Here is a 23,421-nt window from a genome sequence, read left to right on the forward strand (position 1 = left end):
GCCTCCTGATTAAATGCGGTGCATGGCTTGGAAGATTTCCTCGTTTTGCATGCGGATGTCGAGCGCGAGCTTTTTGCTTTCTTCGGCAAACAAATCCAACATTTCTTGGCGCGATTTCGGGCATTTGGCGGTATCGACCAGAATAATCATGGTAAAGAAATCGTCCATCAGCTGCTGGCTGATGTTGAGAATATTGAGTTGGTTTTCAGCCAGAATTTTAGAAACATCGTAAACGATACCGACGCGGTCTTTGCCGATGACGGTCACAACAGAATTGCTCATGGGGATTCCTTTGATGATGGTAGAAAATGTCAACGTTAATTCAGTGGCTTAAGCGGGTAGACATCAGGCCGTCTGAATCTTTGCGAATGTGCGCATTATAGCATTCTTCAGACGGCCTGAGATTCAGTTGTTAATAATGATATGGTTGAAGCACCATATTTCTTCCGACCAACAAAAAGCCGCCTGATGTTTCAGACGGCCTTGCTCAATCCTTCACTCGGAATAAGTAAATTTCGCGCGCTTGATGTTGCACAGCAATTCATACGGAATCGTGCCGGCGGCTTCGGCTACTTCGTTGATGTTGACCACATCGCCCCACAATTCGACTTCGCAACCCAAGCCTTCTTTGGCCGCATCCAGTTCGACGGTAATCATATCCATCGACACACGCCCGATGATGCGGCTGCGTTGACCTTCGACAGCAATTGGCGAACCGGTTGATGCTCGGCGCGGATAACCGTCGGCATAACCGCAGGCAATCAGACCAACACGGGTGGATTTGGACGTGTAAAACGTGGCACCATAGCCAATCGGCGAATGCGGCTGTAATACGCGTTCGCCAAATACGCGCGAAGTCAGGCGCATCACCGGTTTCAAACGCTCATCAACCCCGCCAAACGGCGACACACCATACAAAGCCAGCCCCGCCCTGCCCCAATCGCGGCGCGCTTCAGGTACATTCAAAATCGCCGGCGAATTGGCCAAGCTTTCTTCACCCGCCAAGCCTTCGCAGCCCAAGTCAAAGGCTTCAATCTGCATTTCGGTCATGCCGTTTTCCGGCTCGTCGGCGCAGGCAAAATGGCTAAATTTCACAATATCGGCAACATGTGTGCATTGTTTCAATGCGGTGTAGGCGGTGGCGTAATTGTGCGGGAAAAAGCCGGTGCGGTGCATGCCTGAATCCATTTTCAGCCACACGGTTACCGGATTTTGCCACTCGTGATGCACCAAGCCTTCCGATTGCCATTGGTTGCCCACCGCCGGCCAGAGTTTGTATTCGTCGATGCGAGCATATTCGGCCACGTCAAACACGCCTTCCAGCAACACAATCGGGTTGTCGATGCCGCTTTCACGCAATTCGATAGCTTCTTCCAAGGTCGCTACAGCGAAACCGTCGGCCAAATCGGATAAAGCGTGGGCGCAACGCACCGCGCCGTGGCCGTAGGCATTGGCTTTAATCACCGCTAAGAGCTTGTTGCCGTGGATATTTTTTAAGGTTTGGTAATTGTGGCGCAGATGATCCAAACGGATTTCGGCTTGTAAGGGGCGCATATTTTATCCTTTGTTTTAGTCGGTTCGGCCGGTAGAAATAAATCTGTATTCCCCAGCCTGCGGCCTTTTCAGACGGCCTAAACATTATTTATTATAGGCTGATTATATTGTTTTTCAAATATGGGAAAAGCACTGAAGGCCGTCTGAACATTAATTGAATATTTCAGACAGCCTATCGTTTCAGACGGCCTCAATTCAGGCGTAGCGTGCCATGCCTAAATCGTCGGTGCGGATTTCAGGCACAATATCGCTCACCAAATCGGCAGTGATGCGGCCGGAGCCGAGCGACATCGTCCAGCCCAAAGTGCCGTGGCCTGTGTTTAAGAATAAATTTTCGTATCGGGTTGCGCCGATGATGGGTGTGCTGTCGGGCGTCATCGGGCGCAAACCGCTCCAGAATGTGGCTTTGGCCACATCGCCACCTTGCGGATACAAATCCTGCACTACCAAAGCCAAGGTTTCGCGACGCTCTTGCGGCAACTTGATTTCATAGCCCGATAATTCGGCCATGCCGCCAACGCGGATGCGGTCATTGAAGCGGGTGATGGCGACTTTGTAGGTTTCGTCCAAAATCGTCGATACCGGCGCTTCATCACCGTTGGTAATCGGCACGGTGAGTGAGTAGCCTTTTACCGGATAAATCGGCAAATCCAAGCCCAATTGCGCCATCACCGTGCGGCTGAAGCTGCCCAAGCAGCACACGAAACGGTCGGCTTCAAAGTGTTGGCCGTTGGCAATGACGGCGGTAATGTTGCGGCCTTGATACTCGATGCGCTCGATGTTGTGTTCAAATTTGAACACCGCACCCTTAGCTTCGCATAAGGCTTGCAAACGCTGGGTAAAGAGATGGCAATCGCCCGTGCTGTCGTTGGGTAGATGCAAAGCACCGGCGATTTTGTCTAAGGCGTGGCGCAAAGCAGGTTCGAATTGCAGGCATTCTTCCGGCTGCAAACGCTGATACGGCACACCATATTCTGCCAATACTTCAATGTCTTTTGCCGCAGCGGCGACTTCTTTTTGCGTGCGGAAAATCTGTAATGTGCCTTTGTGGCGGCCTTCAAAATCCAAACCGGTTTCGGCTTCAAAACGGCGGAACATCTCGCGGCTGTATTCGGAAATGCGCACCATGCGTTCTTTATTGGTTTGGTAACGCTCGGTGGTGCAGTTTTGCAGCATGCTCATCAGCCATTGCCATTGAAAGCGGCTGCCGTCGGGTTTCAAAATCAAAGGCGAATGTGGCCGAAACAGCCATTTTGCCGCTTTGGCAGGAATGCCGGGCGCTGCCCAAGGCGTGGTGTAGCCGTAGGAAAGCTGGCCGGCATTGGCAAAACTGGTTTCCATCGCCGCTGCTTCTGCCCGGTCGATTACCGTTACCTGATGGCCTTTTTCCAATAAATACCAAGCCGTTGCGATGCCGGTCACGCCAGCACCCAAAACCACTACGTTCATATTTCTCCATTATTTTTATACTAAATGAATGTAGTGTAGTGTAGTCGATTTTTATCAGGATATTTCACTTTATTTTTTCAATTTTATAAATTATTATCCTGAAAATTAATTTTTAAAAAGTGATTTCAACCATGAAGAAATTGGATAAAACCGATTTGAAAATCTTAAAATTATTGCAGCAGAACGCGCGCATTCCGATGACCGAATTGGCCGAAAAAGTCGGCTTATCCACCACGCCGGTAACAGAGCGCGTGCGTCGTTTGGAACGCGATCATTTTATTACCGGCTATCATGCCCATCTGAATCCACATGCGCTGGGGCAGAGTTTGTTGGTATTTGTGGAAATCAAATTGCGCTCGAAATCGGGCAATATTTTTGAAGACTTCCGCCGAGAAGTGGCGCATATTCCGCAGATTTTGGAATGCCATTTGGTATCGGGCGAATACGATTATCTGATTAAAGTGCGCCTGCCGGATATGTCGGCTTATCGCGATATGCTGGGCAATATCCTGCTGCAACTGCCCGCCGCTGCCGAGAGCCGCAGCTATGTGGTGATGGAAGAAGTGAAAGAAATGCCGATGTTGAATTTGGATTAAATAAATGAAAGGCCCTTACATTCGCCTAACAAGTGCAATTTCCAATAACAGAAAAGGCCAGTATGCGGTAGTATACTGCCTTTCCTGACAAGAAAGATTGCAATATGACCTACACACAACTGACCTCACACCAAAGATACTACATTTCCAGACATTACCGCAACCTACCCCTAAACCAAATCGCACAGAACATCGGTTGTCATCCCGCCACCGTCAGTCGGGAAATCAGACGGCATTCCGTCAACGGAACCTACTGTTACCGAAAAGCACAACAGCAAAGCGAAGTTAAAAAGAAAAACAAAAAGCCAACCAAACTGACTACTGCCGTCAAACAGACTGTTAACAAACTGATTACCCAAAAATACAGCCCCGAACAAGTCTGCGGCTACCTGCTGAAACATCAACACATCAAACTGCACCACAGCACCCTTTACCGCTATCTCGCCAAAGACCGTCAAAACGGCGGCGACCTGTACACCCATCTGCGTATCGTTTCCAAACCCTACCGCAGAAAATACGGCAGCGGTGCATGGACAAAAGGCAGCGTACCGGACAGAACCGACATTGAACACAGACCTGCCATTGTCGATCAAAAAGAGCGGGTCGGCGATTTCGAGATGGACACCATTGTCGGTAAAGATCAAAAAAGCGGACTGGTGGTTGCTGTTGAAAGAAAAACCAAATTTGTCGTTATCCGCAAAATCAGCAATTTCAAAGCAGAAGATGTAGCCCGGGTAGTGATTCGGGCATTGAAGCCGTTTAAAGATATCATTCAAACGATTACTTTGGATAACGGTAAAGAGTTTTACCGACATAAAACCTTTGCCAAAGCCCTGGGTGCGGAAACTTACTTCTGCCGTCCATACCATTCTTGGGAAAAAGGCTTGGTGGAGAATACCAACGGGCTGATCAGACAATACTTCCCAAAGGGGACGGATTTTAGGAAACTGGGTGCTAAAAAGATTAAAGCGGTTGAGGAGGCCCTTAACCGCCGACCGAGAAAGACATTGGACTATGAGACACCGGGTGATCTGTTTTCAGCAGCCCTTGCCAATGGCATTTGAGCGTTGCACTTGAAATGCGAATGTAAGGCCGTCTGAAAAAAATCCATTTCAGACGGCCTTTTATATGATTCATCAACGACAAACTGCAGCCACAATATTCTCGGTATAACCCGTTTTGCCCCATACCTGTTTGGCAGGGTCGGCAATATCCGATTGCAATTGGTTCTCGCAATCTATCCACACCGGCAAGGTTTGCGCGCTCATGCGACGCTCAAAGAAATACAAATTGGCGCGGCGGATGTTGCGCGCTTGATCGACGGTTTCCACGTTGGCGGTATCGACGGCAACAAATTTCAACACCTGCGGCTTAACATACGACCACGGCTTGTAAAAAGCGGTTTCAGGAATTTCGGCAACCACTTTGGTTTCAGACGGCAATCGCGAACGGGTATGCTCAAACCAAGTATATTCGCTGAACACCTGAAACCCAATCATGCCCAAACCGGCGGCGGCAGGAATCAGCCATTTCGGTAATTTTTTAAACATCGTGCGCAAAATCAGCGCGATACCGGCGGCGCCGAAACCGGCAGTAATGGTGGCAATGAGTTCCCACAGCATAAGCGTTCCTTTGATGTGTTGTTGTTTTCAGACGGCATGATAGGTGTTTATAGGCCGTCTGAAAAGTATTTTGGGTTTTAAGCAATGAATCAGCTTGATATGTAGTCGTTTAAAATAAAAATAAGACAAGGCGACAGCGACCGCCGTGTACACCCAGTACATAAGGGAGCTGGCAACGCTGTATTATTTTTATTTTAAACGACTATAAAAAACGCGGGTTTGTTTCAACCCGCGTTCTACTTACTACATGATTAGTGGTCGATGGCTTCGCCTGCGCCGCGTGGGTAACGCACGCTTTCTACCAAGTCTTGTACATCTTGTGGTGGCTCTTTACCCATTGCCGACACAATGAAGGCAACCGCAAAGTTCAACACCGCGCCAATCGGACCAAAGCCCAGTGGGGAAATACCGAAAATCCAGTTTTCAGGGGTATTTTCAAAGGTGTTGGTACCCGGAATGAAGAACCAGCCCATGTACAGGAAAATGTACACACAAGTCGAAATCAGACCTACCAACATACCGGCAATCGCGCCTTTGTCATTCACTCGTTTCGAGAAAATGCCCATCATCAAAGTCGGGAAAATCGAAGCGGCTGCAATACCGAAGGCCAGTGCCACTACTTGTGCCGCAAAACCCGGCGGGTTAATACCCAACCATGTGGCAATCACAATCGCAATCGTCATCGATACACGCGCGGCCATCAATTCGCCTTTGTCGCTAATATCAGGTTTGAGCGTTTTCTTAATCAAGTCATGCGAGATGGCAGAAGAGATAGCGAGCAGCAAACCAGCAGCGGTTGAGAGTGCAGCAGCCAAACCACCGGCAGCAATCAGACCGATTACCCAGCTAGGCAGATTCGCAATTTCAGGATTCGCCAATACCATGATGTCGTTGTTGACGGTCAACTCATTGCCTTCCCAACCACGCTTTTGCGCTACTGGGAAATCTTTGGCTTTGTCGTTGTAGTATTGGATGCGGCCGTCGCCGTTTTTGTCTTCAAACTTCAGCAAACCGGTGTTTTCCCAAGTTTTCATCCAGTCCGGACGTGCTTCGTATGCCAATGGAGCAGACTGCGTACCTTGCGGATACACGGTTTCAATCAGGTTGATGCGTGCCATCGAGCCGACAGCAGGTGCAGTGGTATAGAGCAAGGCAATGAACACCAGCGCCCAACCGGCTGAAGAACGGGCATCCGATACTTTAGGCACGGTGAAGAAACGGATAATCACGTGCGGCAAACCTGCAGTACCGATCATCAGCGACATTGTCAGCAAGAACATATTCATCTTGTCAGACACATCTGCGGTGTACGACGCAAAGCCCAAATCGGTCACCAAACCATCCAATTTTTGCAGCAGAGGCACACCGGTGGCGGTATCGTTGCCAAACAAGCCCAATGGCGGAATCGGATTACCGGTCATTTCCAGCGAGATGAACACAGCCGGAATGGTGTAGGCAATAATCAGCACCACATATTGCGCGACTTGGGTATAAGTAATGCCTTTCATGCCACCCAATACCGCATAAAACAGCACCACAATCGCCGCGATAATCAAACCAGTAGTATTGCTCACTTCCAAGAAGCGGGAGAACGCGACACCGGCACCGGTCATTTGGCCAATTACATAAGTGGTTGAAGCCAAAATCAAACAGGCCACAGCAATCAAACGGGCATTGCGGCTGTAGAAACGGTCACCGATAAAATCCGGTACGGTAAACTTACCGAATTTGCGCAAGTATGGTGCCAACAGCAGCGCCAGCAATACATAGCCGCCGGTCCAGCCCATCAAATAAGCCGAAGCTGCATAACCACCCATCGCTAACATACCAGCCATGGAAATAAACGATGCGGCACTCATCCAGTCGGCACCTGTAGCCATACCATTCAACACAGGATGTACGCCGCCGCCTGCTACATAGAATTCTTTAGTCGAACCGGCACGTGCCCAAATGGCGATACCGAAATAGAGTGCAAACGACGCACTCACGAATAAGACGTTAATCCAAAATTGACTCATGATTTACTCCTCGTGTACGCCGAATGCTTCATCGATTTTGTTCATTCTCCATGAATAGAAGAAAATGATGGCAATAAAGGTCAACATCGAACCTTGTTGGCCGAACCAAAAACCGATATCGATATTAAAAATCTCAATGCCCATTAAAGCCGGGCGCAAAAAGATAGCAATTACATGCGAACAGAGTGCCCACACAATCATGCAGCCCAAAATCAGACGTACATTGGCTTTCCAATAGGCCGTCATGTTTTGTTTGTTGTCGGACATGATAATCTCCTTATTATTGTAGAGAATACCCCGGTCATCAGAGCAAACCGCTACGCCCTACGCCGGAATTTTTTTGTTTCTTGATTGTTGTTACTGCAACAGGCAAAGCTGTCTTGAAGTCAGAATAGCACAATTCATTATGCTTTCAATATCACCCTTAGCAGTAGGCTTGGGCAGCGATAAATGAAAATGCGTCGTATGAATCCGAATTAATAATTTATCAACAAAATTGATAAGTTTTTGAATAAAATTTTTTATGCAACAAGTAGTTAAATTTTTTTAATCCGATTTAACTCAAGTCAATTTCATGCAGTGAAAATATTAATGTTTAGATGTTATATAAATTAAAACCGCCTTATAATTAACATTTTTTTACATAAAATTCTTGCATTTTCATTTGCAAAATTCAAATTTTTGCGGATTTTTCTATAAAAACACCTCAAAACACTGCTCAAAAAAACCGCAAAAAGGCCGCCTGAAATGCTTTCAGACGGCCTTTTGTTATCAGTTTAACTGATGATAGACATCTGTTTTTCTAATCAAAAAAGATTGTCACACCCCTATTTTATTTTCTGGCCAGAATCGCCTGCCACATCATCGCCACATTAATGGCATCGTTAAGCGCATTGTGGCGGGGTAAATCCGGAATACGTAAAGTTTTAATCATGCTGGCCATTCGTAAATCAACGTAATCGTTGTAATAAAAGTTTTTCTTCACTTCTTGTTTAAAATACACAGCCGACACTTCAATCTGCCGGTTTGGCAACGGAATGCCGATTAAAGGCTTCAGAAACTTATCAATCATCGCCACATCGTATTCCAGATAATAGCCCACCAGCGGCCTGCCGCCGATAAAATCCAGTAGCTGATACAAAGCCTCTTCAACCGAAATGCCGTCTGAAAGGTCTTTCGGACGCAAACCGTGCACCGTCACATTGGTCGCTTCCATCATGCCTTCCGGCTTCACCAGCACATAAAACGGCTCGCTGGTCAAAATGGTATTGCCGCGGATTTTGACCGCGCCGATGGAAATGATTTCTGCCTCTTTCACGTTCAGGCTGGTGGTTTCGCAATCGATGCTCACCATTTCATCGGGGTGTTCATCATAAAGAAACATGTATTTCGGATCTTTCAGATGGCGTCGGTAATAGCTGCGTTTCAGTTTGTCAAACATAGCCTACCCTCCCAAATGGAAATGATGACGCACCGTTTGCTTAAAGCGTTTCACCACATTGAGCGAATCTTTCAGCAAATCGCGTTCAAGCGTGGAAAGCTTATCGGTATCGACCTGATTATTCAGCTTCTGCATAGGATCGTTCAAAGCCATCAAACCGCCTTTCAAACGCAAATCCATCAGATAGCCCAAAGCTTCGGCAAGATCACGCCCGGCTTGCGGCTCCAAAATATTGTGCGCCACCAAGATATTGATGCGCTCAAACGAATTATTTGCCTCCAAATGCGCTTCCAAAGCCAGCGCACGCACGCCGTGCACAATCGGGAAAATACCGATTTTTTTCACATCCATTTTCTTATTGTTGCGTTGCAGAAGGCGCGGCATAAAGCGGCGGCTATGGTCTTCAAACAAATCCACTGCACGGGCAAAATTCATCAAAATAGCAACATCTTTATCCATACGGCGGTAAAGGTAATGATTCAACTCATCTAATAGCGACACATCACCGGCCACCGCTTTGGCATCGATGAAAATCGCCAAATTCATCATATTGGTCGGTGTGGCTGAACTCAGCCAACCGCCAATCATTTTTTTAAATTCGCCAATCGGTTTGCGCCACATCGGGTTGCACACCATAATCCCGCCTTTGCACGGCGGATAGCCGAAACGCTCTAACGCAGCGGAGAATTTTTCCGCCGTCGCCTGTGCTTCTGCCAAATCCACGCCCTCACCTAAAATCAGCGCATTGTCTTGGTCGGTTTTTAAAATCTGCTCGCCACGCCCTTCCGAGCCCATCACCAACAGGCAAGAATGTTCATACAAATGCTCCGAAGCCAGCAGCCGCCATGTTTTTTCAAACAACGCGCTGTTCGATACCTGCATCAATTGCGACAACTGCTTCGCCCGCACGCCATTCTTATGCAAGGCTTGAATCGATTCATTCATGTGTGTGGCCAATTCGGCCAAATCGTCGATGGTTTCCGCTTTTTCAATGCGTTGCACCACCACATGCGTGTGGTTGGAAAAATAAGCCAGAATATCCAGCTGCTCTAAAGCGCCGATGGCTTTGCCATTTTCGGTCACAATCACACGCTGAATGCGCGATTCCATCATGCGCAGCAAGGCATTGAACACAAAATCATTAATATCAGCAGTAATCAATTGCGGCGGCGACCACTTATATACCGGCTCGTCAAAAGATGCGCCTTCAATCACAATATCGCGAAAAGCCGATTCGGTGAACAAACCGGTCTGCCCATCATGATGCAATAAAAGCGTTTTGGTTTTACGCTCCTTCATCAGATGCGCCGCTTCCAAAACCGTTGCATTGCCATCCAGCCACACCGCATTATCGCGGTAAGCATCGCGCACTTTGGCGGTAAACAGGCTTTCAAATTCATCTTCATCAGGCGATTCGGAACGGTTGGCCAGTTTTTCCGCAACCGAAGCATAAAAATACGAACCAAAACGGCTGTTGCTCTCCATCAAATGCAACACGCAAGCTTTCGGCAGCTTGTACACCAAGGCTTCTTCAGCCACAACAAAACTGTTTTGGCTCGTGCCCTCCACCAAAGCGCGTGCTTCAAAAGTATCATGCGCCCGATAAACCGCCACCACTTCGCCGTCGCAACCAACTTCCTTCACCACGCCCTTCATCACCACATACAAAAACTCAATCGGCGTATTGGGCTCAATAATCAATTCTTCATCGCGGTAAAACGCAATGTCCACCACATTTTGCAGCGTCAAGCGTTCACTGCCGCTCAACACATGATAAGGCGGGTAATTAAAATCAAAGCGCTCCATGCTTATTTCTCCTGTTTTTGCCGTTGTCTCAAAATTGAACGACTGTTTTATCATTGATTAAATCAACAGATTTTTCAACATATTACAACAAGAATTCAAAAAACGACACCGCAAAAAAGGCCATCTGAACAATCTACAGATTCTCAAAGAATCCATTAGATTTTCAGACGGCCTCAAATCCTTGAGCAAAACAAAATCACATATTCAGGTATAAATCGCTTATTGAGCGCAATTTTATTACAAAAAAATGAATTTCAGCGCGAAACGTGACAAAAAATATCAATACACGCAAACGACAGACAAAAAAATGCACACATTCAATCAAATGTGTGCCAAGTCTACAAAGGAGAAATAGAGGAGAAACTATTAACTGACTACTCGAACCAGCTAACGGAATCCATTATGCCAAACTCAGCGAGCGTATGCAAGCAATTTTCTTGTAAAGTTTCTTAATTATTGCGCTTACACACTTTAAATGTAGTTTGATTTCAACAATACCTATCTATCACCATCATCCACGCTAGTCGTGACAATTTGATGACGATCAAAAACGAAAAAAAACGCGCATATCTTTTCGGATATGCGCCAAGTCTACAAAGGAGAAATAGAGGAGAAAAATCAAGCTGCATCAAGCAACTCAACGAGACATATTTTGCGCTTTTCTTTTTCGCCCGTCAACACCTATTACTAAAAAAATTGCGGTTTATATCAAAAAACCGACATTATCGGCTATTTACGCTCATTTTATTTTCTAATCGAATCAAAAAAGAAAAATAAACGAACAAAAATGTTTTTATCCGCGCCTAAGGATTCAGACGGCCTATTCACGCTTTAATTTTTGTTGCAAATTGTGCGCAGCCTCTGCCCGCTCGCGGTGGCTGAGGTCAGGTAAATGCGTGTTCAACGATGACCATTTCCATTGCGAACGCGCTTTATTTAATTCAGACGGCAATTTATGCGGCTGCCAAGGTGTTTGGCCGCTTTGCAACGCCACTTGTGATTGCGCCGCATGACCGCGTTTTTGCAGGGCATTGAGTAAATCCAATGCACGTGCAGCCAGCAGGGTTAAGGTTTCCGGATCGATATGCAAAGTTTGTTTACCGGAAATCTTATCGGAAATATCCTGCACATTCGGCAACACGCCACCCAAAATACCGCCGATAGCCGTGCCCAAACCGAGGGAACCGCCCAGCGTGGCGATATCAATACCAAAGCCGATTAGCGCACCGGTAGCCGCACCGGTACCGGTGCGGATGCCGTATTGCACCAGCAAATCGCTGTCAAACGGGTCTTGCCGGAAAGCTTTTAATGCCCAATCGCCACTTTCGATGTCGTTTTGGTAGAAGCGGTAAAGCTGAAACAATTGCTGCTGCATTTTGCGCTCCAATTGGCGCACTTCGGCCTGCATGGTTTGCAAGGTCGGCTCGGGATTATCGTCTTCGTCGATTTCCTGTTTATAAGCCGCAACATCAAGCAGAAAATCGGCAATCTCACGGCGGGCATCTTCGTCCAATTTTTGCCATTCACGGCGGCGCATGCCGATTAAGCGGTCGAGAATGTCGCGCTCAGGCAACATGGTGGCCAAATTGTCCCACAGGCGGATTTCGCCTTCAAAATCAAAAGCAACCGTATCAAAACCGCTGTACACATGCAAAGTGCGGCGCGCCAGCATGGTGGTCCATTCAGTTAAGTCCTGCCCGCCGATAAAGTTAAACACCGGCATCACCGGCTTGGCGCACCACGACAACACAGTCAGCTCGTCTTTATATTTGTTCAACACCGGCTCGCGCGCGTCCACCACATACAAGGCCATATCGCTTTGCAGCAATTGGCGCAATACTTTGGCTTCCTGATTGAAATCACCCGCAGCGGCAGGGCTATCGAGAAACTGCTGCAAACGCTCGATGCCGTCTGAACGCGATGAAGTATTGGCTTCCAACCAATCCAACACACCGCCCGCATCTTCCAAGCCGGGCGTGTCGTATAAATACACCAGCGTATCGGTGCCGTCTGAAATGGCAGCCTGCTCGACATGGCGCGTGGTGGACGGCGCGTTTTTCACTTCACCGAAAGTGCTGTCACGCAATAAGGTGCGCAGCAGCGAAGTTTTGCCGGTGTTGGTGTGACCGACCACAGCCAGAGATAAAGGTTTTGTTTTCATGGTTTTGTCTTTTTCGTGTTTCAGACGGCCTGTTGATTTTGCTGCAAACGCAATTCCTGATTCAGCTTGGGCGGATTTAACCATGCCAAATTGCGTTCATTTAAAGCCTGATGCCAATGTTGCAGGTTTTCTTGCAGGCCGCCTGAAAGATGTTGTTCGGCCAAGAGTTGCACTACCGCCCCGCCCTTCGCCGCTTCGGCCAGTTGGGTAATCTGGCGCAACACGCCGCGGTCAGGCACGGTATGCGCCCGCACGCCAATCAGCAATTGCGCTGATTGCTGCTGCAATTCATTCGCCAGCGCATGCACTGCATCGCGGCTGTCGGCCACGCCTTTGTCGAGCCAATCTTGGCCGAGCGTGTGGGTAAACCACGAATCATCCGGCCATTGCGTTTCCAACATCACCGCCCATTTCGGCGCCTCGCTGATGTTGATTTTTGGCGACACGGCAGCAACGGTTTCGCTTTGCGTATCGGCATCGATGATTTTGGTCTGCCATTGTTGGATGATCTTTTGATAATACGGTTTATCCAACGGCAACGGCATGCGGCTGATTTTGAGCATGATTCGGCACGCCAACCATGCGATGAAACGCGGCAGAATACCGTAGCACACAATGCTGCCGACCAACAAACCCGACCATGCGCGCGCATCATCAATATTGCTGTTCAGACGGCCTTGCAACACCGCATCGGCATCGGGCACGGGAAAACCGACTTTCGACGGCAGCCAACCCAGCCATTCAATGGCTTTAACTGAAGCGGTATTGGTGAGCAGCGTACTTTCCCAGTTGAACGTATATTGACGCACCAACAGCAACATCAATACAGATATCAACATGCCCAACAAAGTCGCCAGCCATAAGCTGTGTGACGTGCGGCCAATCAGCCAACGCGTGGAAGGCTGCTTCCATTCTTCGGTATATAAACGCAACATGGCCTGATTAACCGGGTCTTTGCCGCGCATCCACGTCATCGGATGGCTGATGACATTGCCGAATTTAAAGCGAAACGCTACCGACACCAGCCAAACCAGCAACATGATGGTATTCATACCCAACACGCTCGCCAAAATCAGGAAAAAATTCAAACCTTGGTTGTCCATCAGGATATAAGTGCCGGAAAAGCCACTGGCAAACATCAACGACACGCCGACAATCCACAGCCAGAATGCCGCGCTTTTGGTATATTCCAACGCGTCTTGTAGCTGATGGTTGCGGTCAATCATTTCCGCACGGCGCAATATTTTCCCCTCCGGTTGGCCGTCGACATGGCGCAGCGATTCCGTAATCTGAGCCGGATCAGCAGGAAAAATATAATCCCGCTCTTCCAAAATGCGCACCAATTCGGCAAGTTTGTGTTTCGGATTAAGCATAACAATAGAGGCCGTCTGAAAAATAATGCGATTTTAACATAGCTTTTCAGACGGTCTGAACCCTTTGTGAAATAAGGCATTACATCTGCTTCAAGAGTAATGACTTTATTGATTAATTACCGCACCCAAACCCGCCACTTACCCCTAGATAAGATCTTTAATTCAATATTAATGTTTTTTTGTTTTATTTTTCAAAATGATAAAAGAAGAATGCCTGATTTTCAGCTAAATATTCATTTAAAATGACAATTTTTATAATGTTGTTACCCACTTTTCTTAATTTCTGCAAAATTTGTGATGCCCCACAAAATAATGTATGCTCAAAAATGTGGATATTAATAAGTGGTCCTATTTTGAGGGAATTCATCATGCAAAAGAGAAACCAAAGTGTTTTATTTATTCTAGCGGCTTGTGTGTCTTCATTGGCCATGGCAGACGACACCGTACCGGCCAGCGGCGATACTTGGGTCGATACCCAACACGGCAACGTGCAAGGTACTTTAAAAAAATGGTCACACGGTATGGATGGCTGGTTTGGCGAGACCGATCCCAATAATCCTGCCAGCGCCAATTTGCGTGTGATGGTCGATACCGAATGGAACAAATACGACGAATTTTCAGTAACGCCACGTATCCGCGGTCGCGTCAAATTACCGGTCTTAGAGCAAAAACTGAATGTTGTGTTCGGTGACGATTCCTTAGATGATGAGTTCCGCAACGAAGCCAGCAACTATCAAAACCGTACCTACCGCGACGGTAAGAAATACGATTACCGCAGCAACCGTGATCAAAACTCATCCATCGCCCTGCGCTGGAACGAATTGCTTGGCAGCAACGACATCGACACTGATTTCGATATCGGTATCCGCTCTGGCAGCGATTTATATGCCCGTGTGAAAGCAGAAAAAGACTGGCAAATCAATGATAAATTGGTTACCGGTTTGGAACAGATTTACCGCTACGGCTCTAAGAGCGAACACCATGTGCGTACCAACTGGGATACACGGTACCAAGAAGACGGTAAAACCTTCATTTCCAACCAGCTTCACCTGCAATACGAACATGAAGACGACCGTGAAGACTGGACTTGGGGCAATAACCTTTACCGCCAACACGACTTAGGTGAAAACCGCTATGTTAATTACGGTTTGCATACGCATGGTTATATTGAAGATAAAAAGTTTAATCTCAATAGCTATGGGCCTTTTGCCGGTTATCGCCAACCGATTTGGCGTAAATGGTTGTTCGTACAAACCGAAGTTAACTATTTCAATAATCGTAAAGATGATCGCGACCATACCGTTGGCGCGCTGGTTCGCTTTGAAGCATTATTCTGATTTGCTGATATAAGAAAGCCGTCTGAAACATTTTCAGACGGCCTTTTCAATAAAAAACCGAGAAATTGTCATTTCTCGGTTTTTTATTATTTTGCCAAAATGGTCTCCAAATCGGCCAACACGTTTTTCAATCCTTGTCGGATTTCATCAGTATCAGCAGCAGGCTGACCATTGGCATCCAGCGCTTCTTGCGGCTGCTCTTCTACATAAGGTAAAAAAGTGTCTTTTAATTTCAACAACTTCACCACATCAGAACGGGTATAGCGATCACCCCCATAGCCGACAACCACACCATTTTCATATTGCCATTGGGCAAACTCTTCCGGACTGATTTGTACCAATTGGCACACTTCGTCCAACGTAAAATAACGTTTTGCAGGAATCGACAGATTAGCGTTGTTTGTCATAGTAATGCTCCACCATGCCTTTGAGTTTTTGGCTGGCATGGAACGTCACCACTCGGCGCGCTGTAATCGGCACTTCTTCACCGGTTTTCGGGTTACGACCCGGACGTTGCGGTTTGTCGCGTAATTGGAAATTACCGAAACCGGAAATTTTGATTTCTTCGCCGCGCGCCAAAGTGCTGCGGATTTCTTCAAAAAAGAGTTCGACGATTTCTTTGGCATCGTTTTTGGTCACGTTGCTGACTTTGTCTACCAAAATATCGGCCAACTCGGCTTTAGTTAATGTCATGTTCTTACCTTCTTTTTTAATAGGAGCAGATTATTACTAATTTTTTCTTAAAATTCAAGTACCAAACTGAAAAATCAAACAGAATTTACCGTTTGATTTTTCAGCATTTGGCACTTTAATGATGCAAATCAGATTAGCCACGCAATTGTGCACCGATGGCCGTAGCCGATTCCACCAGCTTCGCCATCAAAGGCTCAACCACTTCATCGGTTAAGGTGGTTTCCATATCTTGCAGAATCACTTTCACCGCCATGCTCTTCGTACCCTCCGGCAAACCGGCACCACGATAGACGTCAAACAGGCTGATTTCCTGCACCAAGGCATTGGCTTTGGCATTCAAAGCGGCCAACAATTCATCATGACTCATGCCCTCCGGTACCACAAACGCCAAATCGCGGCGCGCAGCTTGGAACTTAGAAACGGCTTGATAACGTGTTTTTTCACGTCCCAATACCGCATCCATATCAATTTCAAACACCAGAGTGGCTTGTGGCAAGTCGTATTTTTGCAACCATTTCGGATGCAATTCGCCAACAAAACCAATCACCATGCCGTCTAAAACAATATTGGCGGTGCGTCCCGGATGCAAGGCCGGATGTTCGGCTTTAAGAAAGGTCACTGCTTTATCTTTAAGCAGGTTTTCCACATCGGCCTTGATGTCGTAAAAATCAACAGTACGCGCTTTTTCACCCCATTGTTCCGGCGTAACCGAGCCATACCACAAGCCGCCGATGCGTTCTTTTTGCTGGAATTGGCCGTCTGAATCTTTGCTGAACACACGGGCAATTTCAAACACACGCACGCGGTTTTGCTTGCGGTTTAAATTGTTTTGCAGAATTTCCACCAAACCGCCGATTAAGGTCGATCGCATCACCGCATATTGCGCCGCCAATGGGTTTTGCAGACGAATCGGATTGGTGTTGGCGGCAAAATCCTGCTCCCATTGCTCATCGACAAACGCATAGCTGACTGCTTCTTGATAACCGCGCGCCGCCATTTCGTTGTAAACGGCAAAACGTGGACGTTTGGTTTCCGGCAATGCCAACATTTTCAGACGGCCTGAAGTATGTTCGTCAGGAATGTTTTCATAGCCGTACACGCGGCCGATTTCTTCAACCAAATCCGCTTCAATTTCAATGTCAAAACGGAAGCTTGGCGCGGTAACCGTAAAGCCTTCGGCCGACTTCACCGGATTCAAGCCCAAGTGTTGCAAAATGGTTTCAACCTGTTCGGCAGGTACGCTCACGCCGAGCATTTTTTCCAAGCGCGCCAAACGGATTTCCACTTGTTTGGCTTGCGGCAATTGGCCTTGCGCTTCCACCATTTCACCGGCTTCACCGCCACAGATTTGCTGCACCAATTCAGTCGCACGCTCAATCGCATCAGCTTGCAGCTGCCAATCCACACCACGCTCAAAGCGGAATGAAGAATCCGAGCCAAAGCCGTATTGGCGTGATTTACCGGAAATGGTTACCGGATTAAAGTACGCCGCTTCCAGCACAATGCGGGTGGTCTCATCCGAAACCGCGCTGCCCTCACCACCCATCAAACCGGCCATGCTCAATACGCCTTTTTCATCGGCAATTACTAAAGTATTGTCGGACAAGGTCACGGTTTTTTCGTTCAAACATTCCAGCGCTTCACCGTTTTGGGCACGGCGCACAATGATGCTGCCGTTGATTTTATCGGCATCAAACACATGCATAGGTTGGCCGATTTCCAACATGACATAGTTGCCGATATCGACCAAAGCCGATACCGAGCGTACGCCGCTGCGTTCCAAGCGGTGTTTCATCCAAGCAGGCGTTTCTGCTTTGGCATTCACGTTTTCAATCACACGGCTGATAAAGCGACCACAATCTTCAGGCGCTTCAATGCGCACGGCTTGTTTGTGATCGTGTTGCACAGAGGCCGTCTGAATCGCCACCGGATTAAACACGCATTGCGTCAACGCAGAGACTTCACGCGCGATGCCTTTTATGCTCAAGCAGTCGGTACGGTTAGGCGTGATTTTCAGTGTGAAAACCGTGTCGTCCAAATCAAAATATTCGCGGATGTCGGTGCCAACAGGGGCATCGGCCGGCAAAATATGCAAACCGTCCATGCCGTCATCCGGCAAGCCCAATTCATCGGTTGAACACAGCATACCGTTAGACTCTACACCACGCATCTTGGTCGGCTTAATTTTGAAATTACCCGGCAATACCGCGCCTGGCAAAGAACACGGCACTTTAATGCCCGGCTTCACATTCGGCGCACCACACACGATTTGAATCAATTCACCGGTACCGGCATCGACTTTGGTTACATTTAAGCGGTCGGCATCAGGGTGTTTTTCCACCGATTTCACTTCAGCTACAACTACGCCACTAAATGCCGGTGCAGCCGTTTCGGTTTCTTCCACTTCCAAACCGGCCATGGTCAATAAATGCGCCAGCTCATCGGCCGACAAATTAGGATTGGCTTGTGTTTTGAGCCAAGAATAAGAAAATTGCATGATGTTTTCTCTAGCTTTTTTCAGGCCGTCTGAAAATAAAGGTTTCAGACAGCAATCAATGAAGGGAACGTTTTTTCAGACGGCCTATTTATCTTTTCAGGCCATCTGAATATTATTTAAACTGTTTTAAGAAGTTCAAATCGTTGTCGAAGAACAAACGCAAATCGTTGACGTTGTAACGCAACATGGCGAAACGGTCTAAGCCGATACCGAAAGCGAAACCGGTGTATTTTTCCGGATCAATGTTGACGTTTTTCAACACGTTCGGATGCACCATACCGCAGCCACCGACTTCCAACCATTTGCCGTTTTCCGCCATGATGTCGATTTCGGCAGAAGGCTCGGTAAACGGGAAAAACGATGGGCGGAAACGCACCTGCATATCATCGCGCTCGAAGAAGCGGCGGATAAAATCGGTAAACACGGCTTTCAAATCGGCAAAAGTCACGCCTTCTTCTACCCACAAACCTTCAGCCTGATGGAACATCGGTGAATGTGTGGCATCGCTGTCAACGCGGTAAACACGACCTGGGGCGATAATGCGGATAGGCGGATTTTTCTTATCCAGCATATAGCGGATTTGAATCGGTGACGTGTGCGTACGCAACACATCGCCGTTTTCCACATAAAACGTATCCTGCATGGCGCGCGCTGGATGGTTTTGCGGAATATTCAAGGCTTGGAAATTATGGAAATCGTCTTCAATTTCAGGGCCATCAGCCACTTCAAAGCCAATACCTTCAAACAATTCAACAATACGCTGCAAAGTCAGGGTCACAGGGTGCAAACCACCAAGCGCTTGGCCACGACCGGGTAAGGTCACGTCCAACGATTCCGCTGCCAATTGTGCCTGCAATTTGGCTTCGTTCAAGGCATCGCGTTTTACATTATAGGCCGTCTGAAACTGGTTTTTGCATTCGTTGATGTGGGCACCAATAGTTTTGCGCTCTTCCGGCGACATTTGACCCAAGGTTTTCAACAAGCCGGTCAATTCACCGGTTTTGCCCATGTAGCGGGCTTTCACTTGTTCCAAGGCGTTAAAATCTGCCGCGGCTTCTACGGCGGCAATGCCCTCGGCAACAATGCGGTTTACATTTTCCATAATAATCTTTTGTCTATCGTCTAGAAGTTGATGATTGAAGTTTTGAAATGATGAGGCCGTCTGAAAGGATGAAGAATCGTGATTCCTGCTACCTTTTTCAGACGGCCTGATAAATCTTGCAACGGCCAATCCGTTTAATATAGCCGGTTCAAAAGGCTTATGCCCAAACCGGCTGAAACGGCTACCATTTTAACGCAATTTACACCAAAAAAACAGGCTTTAAAGAAGAAAAATCAATTACATAGGATTTCTTTAAACCATAAAAAAAGGAAACCGAAGTTTCCTTTTTCAAGCTTGTCGCATTAAGCGGCCAAAGCACCTTTTGCTTTTTCAACCAATTGTGCGAATGCAGCTTTGTCAAATACAGCCAAGTCAGCCAATACTTTGCGGTCGATTTCGATAGACGCGCGTTTCAGGCCATTCATGAATTTGCTGTAAGACAAACCGTTTTCACGGGCACCGGCATTAATACGCACGATCCACAATTGACGGAATTGACGTTTGCGTTGGCGACGGTCACGGTAAGCGTATTGACCGGCTTTCATTACCGCTTGCTTGGCAACACGGTATACATTTTTACGACGACCGCGATAGCCTTTGGCTAAAGCGAAGATTTTTTGGTGACGAGCACGAGCGGTAACACCGCGTTTTACGCGTGGCATACTTTAAACTCCTTAAGCGTAAGGTAACATTTTAGCAACAGCTGCCAAATCACGCTCATTCACCATAGAGGTGCCGCGCAATTGACGTTTCGTTTTAGTGGTTTTTTTGGTCAGGATGTGACTTTTAAACGCATGACCGCGTTTTACACCACCGTTACCCAGTACTTTAAAGCGTTTTTTCGCGCTAGACTTGGTTTTCATTTTAGGCATGGGGAAAACTCCATTTGTTTTTAGATAAGGCATGAGGGGCTTTGAAATCATGGATTTCAAACACTTGTATCCCAAACACCACGGTTTTTGCTGCCAAATATAAGCTTACTTCGTGCAGCAACCGAAGTAAGCCAAGCATTATAACTTTATTTTTTCTTTGGCGCAATCATCATGACCATTTGGCGACCTTCCATTTTCGGGAAAGATTCGATTTGAGCCACTTCAGCCAATTCTTCTTTCACGCGCTCGAGAAGTTGTGCGCCTAATTGTTGGTGCGCCATTTCGCGACCGCGGAAACGCAAGGTTACTTTTACCTTGTCGCCATCTTCCAAGAAGCGGTTGATGTTGCGCATTTTGATTTGATAATCGCCTTCATCGGTACCCGGACGGAATTTGATTTCTTTAATCTGCACCTGCTTCTGGTTTTTCTTGGCTTCGTCGCGCTTTTTGGCTTGTTGGTATTTGTATTTACCAAAATCCATGAGTTTGCACACAGGCGGCTTAGCGGTAGGAGAAATCTCTACCAAATCCACATCCTGCTCTTCGGCCATAGCCAAAGCCTCACGGACAGACACAACACCAAGCTGTTCGCCTGAATCACTGATTAATCGCACTTCTTTGGCGGTGATTTCGCCGTTGATTCGTGCTTCGCGTTCTTGAGCGATGATAATACTCCTTCTAAAAATTAGTATTGTTGCCCGCCTGCTTTGCAAGCGGGCTCTTGTTTAAAAATCAATTATGCCACTGATTCGGCGATTTCTTGCTGCAATTGCGCAATGAAATCATCCAAATTCAGCGAACCTAAATCTTCTGCCTTACGGCGTACGGCCACTTTGCCGTCTTGCATTTCTTTGTCGCCAACCACAATTTGGTATGGGAAACGGTATTGGCTGTTGTCGCGGATTTTGTAGCCGATTTTTTCGTTGCGCAAATCCAACTCAACACGCAAACCGGCTGCTTGCAATTTAGCGGCCACTTCACGGCAATAATCGGCTTGTTTTTCGGTGATGTTCATGATCACCATCTGCACCGGCGCCAACCACAGTGGGAACGAACCGGCATGGTTTTCAATCAAAATACCGATAAAGCGCTCCAACGAACCCAAAATCGCGCGGTGCAACATTACCGGACGGGCGCGGTCGTTGTTTTCGGTGACGTATTCGGCATCCAAGCGCTCCGGCAAGACGAAGTCAAGCTGCAAAGTACCGCACTGCCATGAACGACCCAAGGCATCTTTCACATGGTATTCGATTTTCGGGCCATAGAATGCACCTTCGCCCGGTAATTCTTCCCATTCTACGTTACAAGCAGTCAATGCATCGCGCAAACCTTGCTCGGCCTTATCCCAAACTTCATCGGAACCGGCACGTTTTTCAGGGCGCAACGACAATTTTACTGCCACATCATGAAAGCCGAATTGCTTGTAAATACGCACCAACAATTCATTAAACGCGCGCGCTTCTTCTACGATTTGGTCTTCAGTACAGAAAATATGCGCATCATCTTGCACGAAACCACGCACACGCATCAGACCATGCAAGGCACCGCTTGGTTCATTACGATGACACGAACCAAATTCGGCCAAACGCATTGGCAAATCGCGGTAAGAGCGCAAGCCGTTATTGAAAATCTGAACATGACCTGGGCAGTTCATCGGCTTCACGGCGTATTCGCGTTTTTCCGAGTTGGTCAGGAACATATTGTCTTTGTAGTTGTCCCAGTGGCCGGATTGCTCCCAGAAGGTTTTGTCCATAATCTGCGGGGTTTTCACTTCTTTATAACCGGCCGCATCCAGCTCTTTGCGCATATGCTGCTCAATCGCTTGCCACAATGCCCAGCCTTTCGGATGCCAGAACACCATGCCCGGCGCTTCATCTTGCAGATGGAACAAATCTAATTGTTTACCCAGCTTGCGGTGGTCGCGTTTTTCCGCTTCTTCAATGCGCTGGATGTAAGCTTTTAATTCGTCTTTGCTTGCCCATGCTGTGCCGTAGATGCGTTGCAGCATTTCATTGTTGCTGTCGCCACGCCAGTAAGCACCGGCCAATTTGGTCAGCTTGAAGTTTTTCAGGAAACGCGTATTCGGCACGTGTGGGCCGCGACACATGTCCACATATTCTTGATGGTGATACATGCCCATCGCTTCTACTTCAGGCATGTCTTCAATCAGGCGCAGTTTGTATTCTTCACCACGATCGGCAAAGATTTTGACGGTTTCTTCGCGTGGAGTCATGATTTTGACCACATCGTAATCTTGCGCAATCAATTCTTTCATGCGGTTTTCGATGGCGGCCACATCTTCCGGCGTGAACGGTTTTTCAGTCGCGATGTCATAGTAGAAACCGTCTTCAATCACCGGACCAATCACCATTTTGGCATTCGGATAAAGCTGCTTCACTGCGTGGCCAATCAAGTGGGCGCACGAGTGACGGATAATTTCCACACCCTCTTTGTCTTTAGGGGTGATGATTTGCACGCTTGAATCTTCGGTAATCGGGTCGCAAGCGTCCACCAATTTGCCGTTGACTTTACCGGCCACTGTCGCCTTCGCCAAACCTGCACCAATCGATGCCGCAATCTGGGCAACGGTTACAGGTGATTCATATTGGCGGACGGAACCGTCAGGCAAGGTAATGTTCAACATTCAAAACTCCGAGTGGTAAGTAATTTTTCAGACGGCATGATTCATTATATTTATTCAACAACGCAAACTGCCTGAAAGCTGGTTTAATATCATGATTGTGGTTGGCGTTTTTATTCGATACACAATCAAAAAGCTAATCTTGTAAATTATATAATGCCTGCCAATTAATTAGCAAGCTACCGACCAAATGCGGGGCATATCGCCTACGCCTGTTGCAGCAAGGGTACAAATCATCTCAAGGCCGTCTGAAAAACAC

At 47.4% G+C, this 23,421-nt stretch carries 22 protein-coding genes; 3 read left to right on the forward strand and 19 right to left on the reverse strand.

The window, feature by feature from the left end; genetic code table 11:
- Positions 1–9: 9 nt before the first annotated feature.
- The 3 genes from GJV52_RS01625 to GJV52_RS01635 all read right to left on the reverse strand — a co-directional run bounded on the left by GJV52_RS01625 (position 10) and on the right by GJV52_RS01635 (position 3,003).
- Complete coding sequence (locus GJV52_RS01625) at positions 10–282, reverse strand: ACT domain-containing protein (protein WP_095502667.1); 273 nt, start codon at positions 280–282, stop codon at positions 10–12.
- 213 nt (positions 283–495) lie between these two features.
- Positions 496–1,554, reverse strand: a complete 1,059-nt coding sequence (gene alr / locus GJV52_RS01630) for an alanine racemase (protein ID WP_100563233.1) — start codon at positions 1,552–1,554, stop codon at positions 496–498.
- A gap of 195 nt (positions 1,555–1,749) precedes the next feature.
- Positions 1,750–3,003 (reverse strand): D-amino acid dehydrogenase, encoded by a 1,254-nt coding sequence (locus tag GJV52_RS01635; protein ID WP_100563231.1) that lies wholly within the window; start codon positions 3,001–3,003, stop codon positions 1,750–1,752.
- Positions 3,004–3,134: 131 nt separating this feature from the next.
- Between GJV52_RS01635 and GJV52_RS01640 the strand changes: the two genes are divergently transcribed.
- Both GJV52_RS01640 and GJV52_RS01645 read left to right on the forward strand, forming a co-directional pair.
- On the forward strand, positions 3,135–3,599 hold the full coding sequence (locus tag GJV52_RS01640) for an Lrp/AsnC ligand binding domain-containing protein (protein WP_095502664.1): 465 nt from the start codon (positions 3,135–3,137) through the stop codon (positions 3,597–3,599).
- A gap of 104 nt (positions 3,600–3,703) precedes the next feature.
- On the forward strand, positions 3,704–4,663 hold the full coding sequence (locus GJV52_RS01645; protein ID WP_154143176.1) for an IS30 family transposase: 960 nt from the start codon (positions 3,704–3,706) through the stop codon (positions 4,661–4,663).
- Between the two features lie 72 nt (positions 4,664–4,735).
- On the opposite strand, the gene GJV52_RS01650 is transcribed toward GJV52_RS01645, so the two are convergent.
- From GJV52_RS01650 to GJV52_RS13060, 8 genes are all read right to left on the reverse strand, one after another.
- Positions 4,736–5,221, reverse strand: coding sequence for a hypothetical protein (locus GJV52_RS01650; RefSeq protein ID WP_095502663.1), 486 nt, complete (start codon positions 5,219–5,221; stop codon positions 4,736–4,738).
- Between the two features lie 251 nt (positions 5,222–5,472).
- Positions 5,473–7,239: a sodium:solute symporter family protein gene (locus tag GJV52_RS01655; protein WP_100564143.1), complete on the reverse strand. Its 1,767-nt coding sequence runs from the start codon at positions 7,237–7,239 to the stop codon at positions 5,473–5,475.
- Between the two features lie 3 nt (positions 7,240–7,242).
- Positions 7,243–7,506, reverse strand: coding sequence for a DUF4212 domain-containing protein (locus GJV52_RS01660; RefSeq protein WP_095502661.1), 264 nt, complete (start codon positions 7,504–7,506; stop codon positions 7,243–7,245).
- A gap of 565 nt (positions 7,507–8,071) precedes the next feature.
- Positions 8,072–8,680, reverse strand: a complete 609-nt coding sequence (locus GJV52_RS01665; protein ID WP_100564145.1) for a 3'-5' exonuclease — start codon at positions 8,678–8,680, stop codon at positions 8,072–8,074.
- A gap of 3 nt (positions 8,681–8,683) precedes the next feature.
- On the reverse strand, positions 8,684–10,486 hold the full coding sequence (locus GJV52_RS01670; RefSeq protein WP_100564147.1) for a DUF294 nucleotidyltransferase-like domain-containing protein: 1,803 nt from the start codon (positions 10,484–10,486) through the stop codon (positions 8,684–8,686).
- Between the two features lie 820 nt (positions 10,487–11,306).
- Entirely contained in the window at positions 11,307–12,647 is a 1,341-nt protein-coding gene (locus tag GJV52_RS01675; protein ID WP_095502682.1) for a DUF3482 domain-containing protein, read from the reverse strand.
- A gap of 20 nt (positions 12,648–12,667) precedes the next feature.
- Entirely contained in the window at positions 12,668–14,020 is a 1,353-nt protein-coding gene (locus GJV52_RS01680) for a DUF2868 domain-containing protein (protein ID WP_095502658.1), read from the reverse strand.
- Between the two features lie 184 nt (positions 14,021–14,204).
- Positions 14,205–14,450 (reverse strand): hypothetical protein, encoded by a 246-nt coding sequence (locus GJV52_RS13060; RefSeq protein WP_195690095.1) that lies wholly within the window; start codon positions 14,448–14,450, stop codon positions 14,205–14,207.
- Here GJV52_RS13060 and GJV52_RS01685 point away from each other — a divergent pair.
- Positions 14,449–15,357, forward strand: a complete 909-nt coding sequence (locus tag GJV52_RS01685; protein WP_229436947.1) for a hypothetical protein — start codon at positions 14,449–14,451, stop codon at positions 15,355–15,357. The two genes, GJV52_RS13060 and GJV52_RS01685, sit on opposite strands and share 2 nt — an antisense overlap.
- A gap of 86 nt (positions 15,358–15,443) precedes the next feature.
- On the opposite strand, the gene GJV52_RS01690 is transcribed toward GJV52_RS01685, so the two are convergent.
- From GJV52_RS01690 to thrS, 8 genes are all read right to left on the reverse strand, one after another.
- Entirely contained in the window at positions 15,444–15,764 is a 321-nt protein-coding gene (locus tag GJV52_RS01690; RefSeq protein ID WP_095502655.1) for a hypothetical protein, read from the reverse strand.
- Positions 15,748–16,050, reverse strand: coding sequence for an integration host factor subunit alpha (locus GJV52_RS01695; RefSeq protein ID WP_003675494.1), 303 nt, complete (start codon positions 16,048–16,050; stop codon positions 15,748–15,750). Before GJV52_RS01695 ends, GJV52_RS01690 begins: the two co-directional genes overlap by 17 nt.
- A gap of 133 nt (positions 16,051–16,183) precedes the next feature.
- The gene (pheT, locus tag GJV52_RS01700; protein WP_095502654.1) at positions 16,184–18,547 is read right to left on the reverse strand and encodes a phenylalanine--tRNA ligase subunit beta; all 2,364 of its coding nucleotides are present in this window, start codon (positions 18,545–18,547) and stop codon (positions 16,184–16,186) included.
- 112 nt (positions 18,548–18,659) lie between these two features.
- The gene (gene pheS / locus GJV52_RS01705) at positions 18,660–19,649 is read right to left on the reverse strand and encodes a phenylalanine--tRNA ligase subunit alpha (RefSeq protein WP_100564151.1); all 990 of its coding nucleotides are present in this window, start codon (positions 19,647–19,649) and stop codon (positions 18,660–18,662) included.
- Positions 19,650–19,951: 302 nt separating this feature from the next.
- Positions 19,952–20,311 (reverse strand): 50S ribosomal protein L20, encoded by a 360-nt coding sequence (rplT, locus tag GJV52_RS01710; RefSeq protein ID WP_100564154.1) that lies wholly within the window; start codon positions 20,309–20,311, stop codon positions 19,952–19,954.
- Positions 20,312–20,323: 12 nt separating this feature from the next.
- Positions 20,324–20,521, reverse strand: a complete 198-nt coding sequence (gene rpmI / locus GJV52_RS01715) for a 50S ribosomal protein L35 (protein WP_095502651.1) — start codon at positions 20,519–20,521, stop codon at positions 20,324–20,326.
- Positions 20,522–20,667: 146 nt separating this feature from the next.
- Positions 20,668–21,189 carry a translation initiation factor IF-3 gene (infC, locus tag GJV52_RS01720; protein ID WP_095502681.1) on the reverse strand — a complete coding sequence of 174 codons (522 nt, stop codon included), beginning with the start codon at positions 21,187–21,189 and terminating at the stop codon, positions 20,668–20,670.
- A gap of 68 nt (positions 21,190–21,257) precedes the next feature.
- Positions 21,258–23,165, reverse strand: coding sequence for a threonine--tRNA ligase (gene thrS / locus GJV52_RS01725; RefSeq protein ID WP_095502650.1), 1,908 nt, complete (start codon positions 23,163–23,165; stop codon positions 21,258–21,260).
- Positions 23,166–23,421: the final 256 nt, after the last annotated feature.

Origin of the sequence: Neisseria brasiliensis (genome assembly GCF_009671065.1) — a bacterium.
Taxonomy (GTDB): domain Bacteria; phylum Pseudomonadota; class Gammaproteobacteria; order Burkholderiales; family Neisseriaceae; genus Neisseria; species Neisseria brasiliensis.